13 protein-coding genes are annotated in these 12,088 nt (G+C 59.5%); 7 read left to right on the top strand and 6 right to left on the bottom strand.

The window, feature by feature from the left end; translation table 11 throughout:
• The coding region (gene prmC / locus Q672_RS24935; protein WP_022985190.1) for a peptide chain release factor N(5)-glutamine methyltransferase at positions 1-663 on the top strand (663 nt) is incomplete at its 5' end.
• Between the two features lie 74 nt (positions 664-737).
• A complete protein-coding gene (locus Q672_RS24930) occupies positions 738-1,493 on the top strand; it encodes a HesA/MoeB/ThiF family protein (RefSeq protein ID WP_031226368.1) in 756 nt (251 codons plus the stop codon).
• Here Q672_RS24930 and Q672_RS34395 read toward each other — a convergent pair.
• The 6 genes from Q672_RS34395 to gatC all read right to left on the bottom strand — a co-directional run bounded on the left by Q672_RS34395 (position 1,478) and on the right by gatC (position 6,711).
• The gene (locus Q672_RS34395; protein ID WP_022985188.1) at positions 1,478-1,609 is read right to left on the bottom strand and encodes a hypothetical protein; all 132 of its coding nucleotides are present in this window, start codon (positions 1,607-1,609) and stop codon (positions 1,478-1,480) included. The two genes, Q672_RS24930 and Q672_RS34395, sit on opposite strands and share 16 nt — an antisense overlap.
• A 43-nt stretch (positions 1,610-1,652) precedes the next feature.
• On the bottom strand, positions 1,653-2,435 hold the full coding sequence (locus Q672_RS24925) for a cyclic nucleotide-binding domain-containing protein (RefSeq protein WP_022985187.1): 783 nt from the start codon (positions 2,433-2,435) through the stop codon (positions 1,653-1,655).
• A gap of 188 nt (positions 2,436-2,623) precedes the next feature.
• Complete coding sequence (locus Q672_RS24920; protein WP_022985186.1) at positions 2,624-3,439, bottom strand: crotonase/enoyl-CoA hydratase family protein; 816 nt, start codon at positions 3,437-3,439, stop codon at positions 2,624-2,626.
• A 52-nt stretch (positions 3,440-3,491) separates the two neighbouring features.
• Positions 3,492-4,931, bottom strand: a complete 1,440-nt coding sequence (gatB, locus tag Q672_RS24915; RefSeq protein ID WP_022985185.1) for an Asp-tRNA(Asn)/Glu-tRNA(Gln) amidotransferase subunit GatB — start codon at positions 4,929-4,931, stop codon at positions 3,492-3,494.
• On the bottom strand, positions 4,928-6,388 hold the full coding sequence (gene gatA / locus Q672_RS24910) for an Asp-tRNA(Asn)/Glu-tRNA(Gln) amidotransferase subunit GatA (protein ID WP_031226366.1): 1,461 nt from the start codon (positions 6,386-6,388) through the stop codon (positions 4,928-4,930). The genes gatB and gatA overlap by 4 nt, the downstream gene beginning before the upstream one ends.
• A 35-nt stretch (positions 6,389-6,423) precedes the next feature.
• Positions 6,424-6,711, bottom strand: a complete 288-nt coding sequence (gatC, locus tag Q672_RS24905) for an Asp-tRNA(Asn)/Glu-tRNA(Gln) amidotransferase subunit GatC (RefSeq protein WP_022985183.1) — start codon at positions 6,709-6,711, stop codon at positions 6,424-6,426.
• Positions 6,712-6,974: 263 nt separating this feature from the next.
• On the opposite strand from gatC, the gene Q672_RS24900 reads away from it, so the two are divergent.
• The 5 genes from Q672_RS24900 to Q672_RS24880 form a co-directional block, all read left to right on the top strand.
• Complete coding sequence (locus tag Q672_RS24900) at positions 6,975-8,012, top strand: rod shape-determining protein (RefSeq protein ID WP_022985182.1); 1,038 nt, start codon at positions 6,975-6,977, stop codon at positions 8,010-8,012.
• Positions 8,012-8,860, top strand: coding sequence for a rod shape-determining protein MreC (gene mreC, locus Q672_RS24895; RefSeq protein ID WP_022985181.1), 849 nt, complete (start codon positions 8,012-8,014; stop codon positions 8,858-8,860). Before Q672_RS24900 ends, mreC begins: the two co-directional genes overlap by 1 nt.
• Positions 8,850-9,341, top strand: a complete 492-nt coding sequence (gene mreD, locus Q672_RS24890) for a rod shape-determining protein MreD (RefSeq protein WP_022985180.1) — start codon at positions 8,850-8,852, stop codon at positions 9,339-9,341. Before mreC ends, mreD begins: the two co-directional genes overlap by 11 nt.
• 99 nt (positions 9,342-9,440) lie before the next feature.
• Positions 9,441-10,043 carry a Maf family protein gene (locus Q672_RS24885; RefSeq protein WP_022985179.1) on the top strand — a complete coding sequence of 201 codons (603 nt, stop codon included), beginning with the start codon at positions 9,441-9,443 and terminating at the stop codon, positions 10,041-10,043.
• A partial coding sequence (locus Q672_RS24880) for a YhdP family phospholipid transporter (RefSeq protein WP_268744731.1) occupies positions 10,036-12,088 on the top strand: 2,053 nt, incomplete at its 3' end. The genes Q672_RS24885 and Q672_RS24880, both read left to right, overlap by 8 nt.

The following is a 12,088-nucleotide window of genomic DNA, read 5'->3' as shown; positions in this document are numbered from 1 at the left end:
CTGGCTCGGCGCGAAACCGGCGAGCCTGTCGCGCACCTGACCGGTGAACGGGAATTCTTTGGCCGTCCTTTCCGGGTGACCGCCGATACCCTGATTCCTCGACCCGACACCGAAACCCTGATCGAGATCGCGCTTGCCCTGCCGCTGCCTGATGACGCCCGTGTGGTGGACCTGGGCACCGGCAGCGGGGCCATCGGTGTCACCCTGGCATTGGAAAAACCGCACTGGCAGGTCGCGCTGGTGGACCTCAGCGAGGCCGCCCTGCAGGTAGCCACCGACAATGCCGGACAGCTGAACGCGCCGGTGCAATGCCTGGCCGGCAGCTGGCTGGTGCCCTGTGAGGGGCCGTTTGATCTGATCGTCAGCAACCCGCCTTACATCGATGCCAGCGACCACCATCTGGACGAAGGCGATGTGCGCTTTGAGCCGCGTTCGGCGCTGGTGGCTGACGATAAGGGCTTGGCGGACCTGGCCGAGATTGTGCGGCAGGCCACCGGCAAGCTGGTTGATGGCGGTTGGCTGATGCTGGAGCATGGATTCGAGCAGGGCGGTGCGGTGCGGGCATTGTTGGACGAGGCCGGTTTTCAGGATGTGCGCACCGCGCAGGATCTGGGTGGCAATGACCGTGTCACTCTTGGCCGGTTTGCTTCGGCCTCTTCGTAGGGTGGACATTGCCGAGGGGCAACCTCCGCCGGAATTTTGATGTGGCGCGTGCAGGCGTGAAGCGGTACCCAACCATGTTTAATGACGAACAGCTTGAACGATACAGCCGCCAGCTGATGGTGGATGAGCTGGATCTGGCCGGGCAGGAGGCGCTGGCGGCAGCGCGGGTGTTGATCGTGGGCTGCGGGGGGCTGGCCAATCCGGCGGCACTGTATCTGGCCGGTGCCGGTGTGGGCCGACTGGTGCTGGCGGATGATGACCGGGTAGAGGTCAGTAACCTGCACCGGCAGGTGGCGTTCCGTGGCGGGCAGGTCAATCAGTTCAAGGCGGAGGCCCTGCGTGACCAGCTGCAGCAGCTGAACCCGGAGGTGGATGTGCGTGCGGCTGTCGTGCGGGTGGATGATGCCTGGCTGGAAGTGGCCGTGGCGGAGGCTACCCTGGTGCTCGATTGCACGGATAACTTCGTGACCCGGCAAGCCATCAACCGGGCTTGTGTCAGGTATCGCAAACCTTTGGTCAGTGGCGCGGCGATTCGCATGGATGGTCAGCTGGCGGTGTTCGATCTTCGAGCGCCGGAGGCGCCCTGTTATGCCTGTGTATACGGTGAAGGCACGGACGGTGACCTGGCCTGCAATCAGGCAGGGATCGTGGGTCCGGTGGTGGGGACGGTGGGCACCCTGCAGGCCCTGGCGGCGATCCGGGTGCTCAGTGGGGCGCAGCTTGGAGGCAAGCTGCACCTGTTTGATGGCCGCAGCCTGGACTGGCGGCAAGTGACGTTACGGCAAGACCCTGGCTGTGCGGTGTGCGGTACGAATCACGACGGTGAGTGATGGATCGGGGTATCCGGCTCCACTTCATAGACGGTCGGTGACTCTTCGGTGGTGAGGCCGATGGCGATCAGAATGATCAGCACAATCACAAAGGCTGCTCCGAGAAGGTGTTTCATGGTCTGCCTCCCTGCGCCTGCGCGCATGCCTGCCGGTGGCGGGTCAGGCTGACAGTTCCACCACCTGGCCATTGAGCGTCTTGATCTGTCGCGCCATGTCGCTGAGCAGGCTGTGAATCATGCCCGGATTGGTGCGAATCAGATCCTTGAACTGGTGTTTGGGGACTTTGACCACCGAGCAGCGGCTTTTGGCTCGTACGGTGGCGCTGCGGGGGGAGTGGGTCAGCAGGGCGATCGCGCCGACCACTTCGCCTTCACTGACGCTGCCGACGACCACGTTATCCACGACCACATCCGCATCGCCTTCAAACAGGCTGAACACGTAATCGGCAGGTTCGCCCTGGCGGATAATGATGTCGCCCGGTTCAAAATAGGCAAAGCCGGTGGTGGTGAAGGACTCTTCTGGCATGTGTGCGGATAACAGACGCACCAGAATGCCTTGCTGCGTCGTCAGGATACGCGTCCACAGTTTGGCCAGTTGCGCGTCGGCGATGACTGCTTCCACCAGCTTCACGGTCGGGTAAGCTGCCAGCAGTACCGCGCTCTCGGCGTAATAGGTCACTTCACCGTTGCCCGCATCGGGCAGAATCATGTCGCCCTCGTCCCAGATGAACAGTTTCTTTTCCTGGCAGCGCATGCCCAGCATTCCGCCTTTGACGACGTAGGTGGTGTCACCGCACATGCCGTGCTTGAAGGCATCTTCAGTCGGTACAAGAGGCAGGGTCTGTGGCTGGATCGGCAACTGGCTGATGAAGTCGTTGACCAGACGTTTGTACATGCGTGTGAGGGCGGGGAAACCGCCGCTGGCTTCTGCCACAGAGATCATGCAATGCCTCGATGAATGCGTGGGTTCTGGTTTCAGTATGCAGCAAGTTATTAAGGCGAAACAGTACGGGGTTGGCAGTAGAGGGCGTCGAATGCCTTCGACGGTATGGCCTTGCTGCAGGGTGTGGCGGGGATCGACATGGGTCGATCCCCACCGGGAAGGGGCGGGGCCGCGGGGTGGGCGGCGACTCAATAATCCCGTTCGCGGGGCAGGAAGGTGGGAGCCTCCTTTTTCTGCCCGGCTTGCAGGGCACGGCGGTAGTTCTTGCCGCGCATCAGTTTGAACTGCAGCTTGCTTTCGATATCGAACGCCTGGGCTTCGGGCACGGTCCAGGTTTGCTGGAACAGGGCCTTGCCGGCGCTGATGCCGTCCGGGGAGCGGGCCTTGATGGCCTCAGCCAGTTTTTCGGCTTCCTCCAGCGGGGTGGCGGATACCCGGGTGACCAGGTTCATGGCCTTGGCTTCGTCGCCATTGAACAGCCGCCCTGTCATGGTCAATTCCTTGGCCACGTCCATGGGCACCAGTTCGCGTAGTGTCACGGTACCGGTCATGTCTGGGATCAGCCCCCACTTGATTTCCATGATCGACATCTCGCAATCCGGCGTGGCCATGCGGAAGTCTGCGGCGAGGGCAATCTGCATGCCGCCGCCGTAGCAATAGCCGTGCAGTACAGCGATAACCGGTACCGGCAGCTCTCGCCAGCACCAGCACACTTCCTGGAACAGGTTGGTTTTCTTGATGCCGTATTTGGTGAAACCCTTGATCAGCTTCAGGGGCTGCTTCATGACGGTGCCGAAATCGAGCCCGGCGCAAAACGCCTTGCCGTCACCCTGCAAAATGACGACACGAATGTCGCGGTCCTTGCGGACGGCCTTCGAGGCTTCAATCAGCCCTTCCATCATGTCGAAATCCAGGCCGTTGTATTTGTCTGCACGGCTCAGAGTGACGTAGGCGATGCTGTTTTTCTTTTCCAGAGTGACACGTTTCTTGAAGGTTTGGGTCATGAGTTAATCCTCTGGGTCCGACGCCTGATATTCGGCGTCGGACACACTTCTGTTAGCCCAGTTTTTCTTTGAGCAGTGCATTCAGTTGTTGCGGATTCGCCTTGCCCTGTGTGGCTTTCATGGCCTGGCCTACGAAGAAACCGATTTTTTTCTTTTTCTTCGCGTCATCCGAGCTGCGGTAGTCTTCTACCTGAGGTGCGTTATTGGCGATGATGTCGTCGACGATTTTTTCCAGTTCGCCGCTGTCGCTCATCTGTTTCAGGCCTTTGGCTTCGATGACCGCATCCGGGTCACCTTCACCTGCCCAGCATGCTTCAAATACTTGTTTGGCAATTTTGGAGCTGATGGTGCCGTCTTTCAGGCGGGCAATCAGCTGGCCCAGCTGGTCAGCGGACACGGGGCTGTCGTTGATGGTTTTTTCTTCCGCGTTCAGTTTGGCGGCCAGTTCACCCATCACCCAGTTGGCGGCCAGCTTGGCATCGCCGCCGGCCTTGGCTGCCACTTCAAAAAAGGCGGCGGTGGCCAAATCACCGGAGAGTAGATCGGCGTCATACTCGGACAGCTGGTAGTCGGCCAGGAAACGAGCCTTGCGGGTGTCCGGCAGCTCCGGCATGGACGCTTTCAGGGCGTCCAGGTCTGCGTCGGTGATTTCTACCGGGAGCAGGTCCGGGCAGGGGAAGTAGCGGTAATCGTTGGCGTCTTCCTTGCTGCGCATGGAGCGGGCGGTATGGGTATCGCCGTTGTACAGGCGGGTTTCCTGGACAATCTCGCCACCGTCTTCCAGCACATCAATCTGGCGTTCTACTTCCAGCTTGATCGCGCGTTCCATAAAACGGAACGAGTTCAGGTTTTTGGTTTCGGTGCGAGTGCCCAGTGCGTCGCCAGGGCGGCGGATGGACACGTTCACGTCGAAACGCATGTTGCCCTGAGACATGTCGCCATCGCAGATGCCAATGGAGGTGACGATGGCGTGCAGCTTGCGGGCAAAGGCCACGGCTTCTTCTGCGTTGCGCATATCCGGTTCGGTGACCACTTCGATCAGTGGTGTGCCAGCACGGTTCAGGTCGATTCCGGTCATGCCATGGAAGTCTTCATGCAGGGACTTGCCCGCATCTTCTTCCAGGTGCGCATGGTGAATGCGCACGATTTTTTTCTCGCCGCTTTCCAGCTGAATCTCCACTTCGCCGGCACCTACAACAGGTTTGTCCAGCTGTGTGGTCTGGTAGCCTTTTGGCAGATCCGGATAAAAATAATTTTTCCGTTCGAACACGCTGTGCCGGCAGATGTCGGCATTGATGGCTAGGCCGAACAGCGCCGCCTTGCGTACTGCTTCGCGGTTGACCACTGGCAGGGTGCCAGGCATGCCCAGATCCACCAGTGAGGCCTGGGTGTTGGGCTCAGCACCGGTGGACAGTTTGCTGCCGGAAAACAATTTGCTGGTGGTATTGAGCTGGACGTGAATTTCCAGACCGATCACGACTTCCCAACTCATTTTGCACCTCCCAGTACCGGCGCCTGTTTGTGCCAGTCAGTGGCTTGCTGATATTTGTGGGCCACGTTGAGAATCTGCCCTTCACGGAAATAATTGCCGATGACCTGGGTGCCAGTGGGCAGACCCTTGATGAAGCCGGTGGGCATGGACAGGGCGGGCAGACCGGCCAGGTTTACGCCGATGGTGAAGACGTCTGCCATGTACATGCTGACCGGGTCATCTTTCTTGTCGCCCAGCTTGAAGGCGGTCTCCGGGGCGGTGGGGCCCATCAGTACATCTACCTTTTCAAAGGCGCGGGCAAAGTCGTCGCGAATCAGACGGCGCACTTGCTGGGCGCGACGGTAGTAGGCGTCGTAGTAGCCTGCAGAGAGGGCGTACGTACCCACCAGGATGCGGCGCTTCACTTCATCACCGAAACCTTCGGAGCGAGAGCGCTTGTAGAGGTCTTCCAGATCCTGCGGGTCGTCGCAGCGGTGCCCGAAGCGCACACCGTCGAAGCGGCTCAGGTTGGAGCTGGCTTCGGCCGGGGCAATCACATAATAGGCCGGTACCGACAGCTTGATGCTGGGCAGGGACACCGAGACCACCTTGGCGCCGAGTTTTTCCAGTTCACGGATCGCCTCGCGGCTGTTGTCGGCAATGGCGCCATCCAGGGTGTCGGGGAAGAACTCTTCAGGTACGCCGATGGTCAGGCCACGGATGTCGTCGTTGAGTGCGCCCAGGTAATCGTCCACCTTTTCATTGAGGCTGGTAGAGTCCCGGTGATCGTGGCCGGCCATGGCCTGCAACATCAGGGCACAGTCTGCGGCACTGAGGCCCATGGGGCCGGCCTGGTCGAGGCTGGAGGCGAAGGCGATCATGCCCCAGCGGGAGACGCGGCCATAGGTGGGCTTGAGGCCGGTAATGCCGTTCAGGGCTGCCGGCTGGCGGATGGAGCCGCCGGTGTCGGTGCCGGTAGCGGCAGGGGCGAGGCGGGCCCCCAGGCAGGCGGCAGCGCCACCGGAGGAGCCACCGGGAACCCGCTCCCGGTCCCAGGGGTTTTTCACCGGGCCGTAGTAGCTGGTTTCGTTGGACGAGCCCATGGCGAATTCGTCCATGTTGGTCTTGCCCAGCATCACGGCGCCTTCCGCTGCCATCTTTTCCACGACGGTGGCGGTGTAGGGGGCAATAAAGGTGTCCAGCATCTTCGAACCGCAGCTGGTGCGCACGCCCTCGGTGCAGAAGATGTCCTTGTGGGCGATGGGCAGGCCGGTGAGCAAGCCTCCCTTGCCTGCGGCCAGAGCCGCATCGGCGGCATCGGCCTGGGCCAGGGCCTGTTGTTCGGTCACGGTGACGAAGCTGTTGATGTCCGCGTCAAACTGCTGGATGCGCCCGAGGAAATGCTCGGTGAGCTCCCGGGAGGAGAACTCTCCGGCGGCCAGTCCGGCCTTGAGTTCGGTCAGTGTCTTGGTATGCATGGCGTCGCTCATAGCTTGTTTGCTGCCTTACTCGCTTATTCGATAACCCGTGGGACCAGGAAGCAGCCGTCTTCGGCGGCGGGGGCGATGTCCATGGCCTTGTCACGCACATTGGGCTCGCTCACGGTGTCGTCGCGCAGGGGCTGGGTGACATCCAGCGGGTGGGCCATGGGCGCCACGTCAGTTACGTCGGCCTGCTGCAGCTGGTCTACCATCGCGAGGATGTCATTCAGGCGGTTGGACAGGGCATCGGTGTCTGCCGGGTCCACTTTCAGGCGTGCCAGGTGAGCTACCTGAGCCACCACCTTGGAATCAATGGCCATGCTTGTCTCCATGGAGTGATCTGCCCACTGGTTACGGGCGGGGTATCGGGCGCCTGTCAGTGGGGTCGGAAAGCCGCAAAAAGTACCATAGACCGCCGGTCCGGGGCCACTGTCCGCCGGGGCATGGCGCCGCTGTGGTCGCATGGGTTTGCTTGCCCAAAGGGCCTGCCGTTGCTAGAGTTGCGCACATCTTGTAGATGCGCGGCTTTTTTCCCTGCCGGCATCATTTTTCGCGAAAATTCAGGAAATTGGCCAGGATGTCGATGATCAAGCGTATTCGGGGGATGTTCTCCACCGATCTCTCCATTGATTTGGGGACCGCTAATACCCTTATTTACGTACGTGGCCGCGGTATCGTGCTGGATGAGCCCTCTGTGGTGGCTATCCGTCATCATGGTGCCCAGAAGAGCGTGGCTGCCGTGGGCGCTGACGCCAAGCGCATGCTTGGTCGTACCCCCGGCAACATTACTGCCATCCGGCCCATGAAAGACGGCGTGATCGCCGATTTCGACGTGACCGAAAAAATGCTCCAGTACTTCATCAAGAAGGTGCATGACACCGGCTTTTTCCCGCCGGCGCCCCGTGTACTGGTGTGTGTGCCTTGCAAGTCTACCCAGGTGGAGCGTCGCGCCATTCAGGATTCTGCCTATGGGGCGGGTGCCCGTGATGTGTACCTGATTGAAGAGCCCATGGCGGCTGCCATTGGTGCCGGGTTGCCGGTGGAAGAGGCGCGTGGCTCCATGGTGGTGGATATCGGTGGCGGCACCACAGAGATCGCCCTGATTTCCCTGAACGGGGTGGTGTACTCCGAGTCCGTACGCATTGGTGGTGACCGCTTTGATGAAGCGATTGTGGCCTTTGTGCGTAAGGAATACGGCTCGCTGATCGGTGAATCTACCGCCGAGCGCATCAAGCACGAGATCGGTACCGCCTACCCGGGTGGCGAGATCCGTGAAATCGATGTGCGTGGCCGTAACCTGGCTGAGGGTGTGCCGCGGAGCTTTACCCTGAACTCTGAAGAAATTCTGGAAGCGCTGAAAGAGCCGCTGGCCTCCATCGTCAACGCGGTGAAGAATGCCCTGGAAGCCTCTCCGCCAGAATTGGCCTCTGATATTGCTGAGCGAGGCCTGGTGATCACCGGTGGTGGTGCGCTGCTGCGTGATATTGATCGTCTGCTGTCTGAAGAAACCGGCCTGCCGGTCATCATTGCCGATGATCCGCTGACCTGTGTGGCTCGAGGCGGCGGCAAGGCGCTGGAGCTGATGGACAGCCAGGGCTTTGACATGTTGGCCATGGGCTGATGACGGCTTCGGCCAACCCTCTATACCGTCTGGTTGCTGCGCTGGTTCTGTCTGTCATTGTGATTGTGCTGGACCAGCGTACGCCGTGGGCGGAACCGGTGCGTCATGTGCTGGGATATCTTACCGCCCCCGTTCATTACATTGCCCACTTCCCGGTGGACTCTGGTCAGTGGCTTTCAGAGCAGGCGCAGAGCCGTTCCTCGCTCATGGAAGAAAACCAGCGCCTGCAGCGACAATCCCTGATTCTTGAGCAGAAGGTGCAGCGTCTGGCTGTGCTGGAGGCCGAGAATGTGCGCCTGCGCGAGCTGCTTAACTCGTCCGCGGACCTGGATGCCAATGTGCTGGTGGCAGAAATTATTGGCGTGGACCCGGATCCCAACAGGCAGGAACTGGTGATTAACAAGGGCACCGTTTCCGATGTTTACCGTGGCCAGGCAGTGCTGGATGCGCAAGGGCTGATCGGGCAAGTGGTTGATGCGGGCCCGCTGAGTTCCCGGGTGCTGTTACTCACTGATGCCAGTCATGCCATGAGTGTGCAGGTTAATCGCAATGGCGTCCGCGCGGTGCTGGCCGGAAACGGGCAAACCGGGTTGCGGCTGCTGTACGTGCCGGATACTGCAGACATTGAAGTTGGCGATTTGCTGGTCAGTACGGGGCTTGGACAGCGTTACCCGCGAGGTTACCCGGTGGGAACCGTTACCACGGTCCGGCATCAGTCGGGTGCGCCTTATGCGGAAATCACGGCTCTGCCAACTGCCCGAATCGACAGGGCCAGTCATGTGCTATTGGTGCAGCCCTCGGATGCGCCTGCGCGTCCGTTGATGGGGGAGAACGCCAATGCGCAGTGATCGTCCATCCGGCACTGGGGTGATCATTGTGTCCCTGCTGATCGCCGCGCTGCTGGAGGTGGTGCCGTTCCCGGAGGCCATTAATTGGATCCGGCCAGAATGGATGCTCTTGGTTCTGGTCTACTGGGTCCTGGCATTGCCCCGTCGTATCGGTGTGTTGTGGGGTTTTGGCGTGGGTCTCTACTATGATGTGCTGGTTGGTGCCACGCTGGGTCAGTGGGGGCTGGCTTTTGCCCTTGGAGCCTATGTGATGCTGGCGGCCTACAAGCGTATGCGCGTATTTACCTCACTCCAGCAGTGCGCGGTAGTGTTTCTTCTGATTGGTACGGTCAGCCTGTTGGCCTATTCGGTACAGGAATCTGTCGGTCGCACCAGCTACCCTCCTTATACTATTTTGTATGCCTCTTTCACCAGCGCCTTGTTCTGGCGCCCGGTCTGTGCGGTACTGCGCTGGGTTCAATTGCGTTTTCTAGTACGCTGAAACCCCGGGTGGATGATGAGCGGTAGATCTCCTGTGCCATGCAGGGGATAGCGCTGGTGTTCACTGTTAACGATTTATCTTTAGCCACTATTCGAATCTATGATTCTTTATCTCGCTTCCGGGTCGCCGCGTCGTGCGGAATTGCTGCAGCAGATTGCAGCGCCGTTTTCGGTGTTAAAGCCGCCAGGGATTGATGAAACCCCGCTGCTCGCCGAGCCTCCACTGGACTACGTGCTGCGTATGGCGAAGCAAAAGGCCCTTGCTGGTGAACGGCAGCGGCAACGGGATGGCTCTCCCACAGGATGGGTGTTGGGGGCGGACACGTCTGTGGTGCTGGAGGGGAGTATTCTTGGCAAACCTCGAGATCCGGCTCATTCTCTTAGCATGCTTAAGTCGCTAAACGGGCGAACCCACCAGGTAATTTCTGCGGTAGCCCTGTTGAGTGGTGGGCAAGTGCGTCAGGCGCATTCGATTACGACGGTAACCTTCCGCTTCATGGAAGATGCCCGGCTGGCAGCCTATGTGGCGACCGGTGAGGGCGCCGACAAGGCCGGTGGTTATGGTATCCAGGGTTTGGGCGGGGCGATGGTGGCATCTTTGTCTGGTAGTTACAGCGGGGTCGTTGGGTTGCCGTTGGAAGCACTGGTATCTTTGATGGATGAGACGGGGCTGGAGTACTGGCAAACGAATGAAGATGGCTAACCGCACTGAACATCGCCATTCCCGCTGGCGACGGGTTCTACCGCTGCTCTGGTGGTCGCTGGCCGCATGTCTGTTATTGATGGCCTGCTACGTCGTGGTCGCGCGCCAGCTGATGCTGTTGGTGCCGGATTATCGCGGCAAGCTGGAAGCCTTGTTCGAGGACAGGATCCAGTCGCCGCTGGAAATCGCCGAGCTGGAAGGCCATATGGATGGCCTGACGCCACAGTTCAGGGTGCGTCAGTTACGTCTTCCTGCCCCGGAAGGTGAAGCACCTCTTGAGCTGGATGAAGTTGTCCTGAATGTGGATGTGATCCGGTCACTTATTCATCAGGATCTGGCACTCGAGTCGCTGCATATCGATGGTGTTGCGCTGAATCTGGTGAGAGATGCGGACGGGAAAATTCGCCTGCGTGGTCTGGATGCGCTTGCCGGGGAAGACAGCGACGCGCCGCCGCTTGAACGTATCCTGAGGTTGTTTTACCGACAGCAGTTGTTATCGATTACCAACGCGCGACTTTCTCTGGATTGGCCCGGCCTGCCACCTCTGGCGGCGTCCTCGATGGAAGCAACCCTTATTAACGACGGTGATGACCACCTGTTGTCTGTCACCCTTGAGGCTCGTGACCGCCCACTGAGTGTAGATGCCCGTCTGCATTTACATGAGGACGCCTACACTCTGAAAGAAATCAATGCAGATGTTTACTTGCGCATTCGTGGGCAGCGCATGCATGAGTGGCTGCCTGATTCTCTTGACTGGCCTGTGCAAATTGCTGCGTTTGACGGTGATATGGAGCTTTGGGGAAGTATTGCTGACGGAAGGCCTGAGAGTGCCCGGTTAGCGCTGGGAATCCCCTCCCTGGTGTTCGAGCAAGATAGTCAGCGGTGGCCGCTGGAGGCTGTTTCCCTGGATGTTGGTCTAAAGCGCGAAGGTGATCAGACGACTTTGTCCCTCGGTAATGTGTCCGCGCAGTCTCCCGCGGGGCAACTTTTGTTCGGGGATGTGGGGCTGAAATGGCGTGCGTCTGGCGAAACTCATCAATGGCAGTTACGGACCGGTGATCTGCCGGTACGTGCGATCAACCAACAGTTTCTCAAATGGCCTTTTGCCCTTCCTGACAATATTGCCCGCTGGCAGAAACAGTTGGCGAGTCTGGCGCCACAGGGAGTTATCGATGGTGTGTATCTGAATGGCGAGGGGCGCCATGTGGAGCGCTTTCAGGCTCGCTTTACGGCGCTGGGCAGTCAGGCGGATGACAAGATTCCAGGTGTCTCACGGTTGAGCGGCTGGATATCGGGAAGCCCGGAAGGCGGGCTGGCACACCTTTACAGCGACAATCTCTCACTGACGTTGCCACGGCTTTACGCTCACCCTCTGCAGGGACAGTTGACTGGTGTAGTTGGTTGGGAAAAAAACGACAAGGCGTTGATTTTGCGTTCAGGTCGTCTGCGAGCCGTAAACCCCGATGCCCACGGCGAGGCCATGTTTACAACCGTGATTGTGCCTGGCCAGATACCGCAACTGCGGTTAACCGCGGACATTTATGAGGGTGTTGGTTCCCGTGCCAGCCACTACATACCGTTAAAGCGTATTCCTGAGGGATTATCCCGTTGGCTTTCTCAGGCGATCCAGGGCGGGTCGTTACAGCATGGCAAACTTTTATACCACGGGCCGGTAAAAATTGATCGGGAACGACAGCAGGATCGCACCTTCCAGATGCGGTTTCAGGTCACTGATGCGCAATTGTCTTTTCTGCCGAACTGGCCCAGTGCCTCGGGCGTTGAAGCCGATGTCAGGATTAATGGTCGTGAGGTGCGTGGTGTTGCTCGCAAAGGAACCTTACTCAACAGTGTGTTGAGTGATGTGTACGTGGATGTTCCTCCTTTTGAGACGGCCAAGGGCCCGCGTCTGGTGGTGTCTGGTAAGGTCGAGGGGCCGGTATCAGACCTGGATACGCTGTTTCAGACGACGCCGTTGAAGAAATCATTACCGGATGAATTGCTGGATTGGCGCCTCAAGAGCGGTCAGATGCAAGGCCGGTTGCTGC

The organism is Alcanivorax sp. P2S70 (genome assembly GCF_000475295.1).
In the GTDB taxonomy this organism is placed as follows: domain Bacteria; phylum Pseudomonadota; class Gammaproteobacteria; order Pseudomonadales; family Alcanivoracaceae; genus Alcanivorax; species Alcanivorax profundi.
This window is presented reverse-complemented; position numbering and strand designations above follow the sequence as displayed.

Bases quoted from the DNA above. Each gene is read 5' to 3' on its own strand.
- Q672_RS24930 (WP_031226368.1), top strand. From the start codon at position 738: ATGTTTAATGACGAACAGCTTGAACGATACAGCCGCCAGCTGATGGTG.
- Q672_RS34395 (WP_022985188.1), bottom strand. From the start codon at position 1,609: ATGAAACACCTTCTCGGAGCAGCCTTTGTGATTGTGCTGATCATTCTG.
- Q672_RS24925 (WP_022985187.1), bottom strand. From the start codon at position 2,435: ATGATCTCTGTGGCAGAAGCCAGCGGCGGTTTCCCCGCCCTCACACGC.
- Q672_RS24920 (WP_022985186.1), bottom strand. From the start codon at position 3,439: ATGACCCAAACCTTCAAGAAACGTGTCACTCTGGAAAAGAAAAACAGC.
- gatB (WP_022985185.1), bottom strand. From the start codon at position 4,931: ATGAGTTGGGAAGTCGTGATCGGTCTGGAAATTCACGTCCAGCTCAAT.
- gatA (WP_031226366.1), bottom strand. From the start codon at position 6,388: ATGCATACCAAGACACTGACCGAACTCAAGGCCGGACTGGCCGCCGGA.
- gatC (WP_022985183.1), bottom strand. From the start codon at position 6,711: ATGGCCATTGATTCCAAGGTGGTGGCTCAGGTAGCTCACCTGGCACGC.
- Q672_RS24900 (WP_022985182.1), top strand. From the start codon at position 6,975: ATGATCAAGCGTATTCGGGGGATGTTCTCCACCGATCTCTCCATTGAT.
- mreC (WP_022985181.1), top strand. From the start codon at position 8,012: ATGACGGCTTCGGCCAACCCTCTATACCGTCTGGTTGCTGCGCTGGTT.
- mreD (WP_022985180.1), top strand. From the start codon at position 8,850: ATGCGCAGTGATCGTCCATCCGGCACTGGGGTGATCATTGTGTCCCTG.
- Q672_RS24885 (WP_022985179.1), top strand. From the start codon at position 9,441: ATGATTCTTTATCTCGCTTCCGGGTCGCCGCGTCGTGCGGAATTGCTG.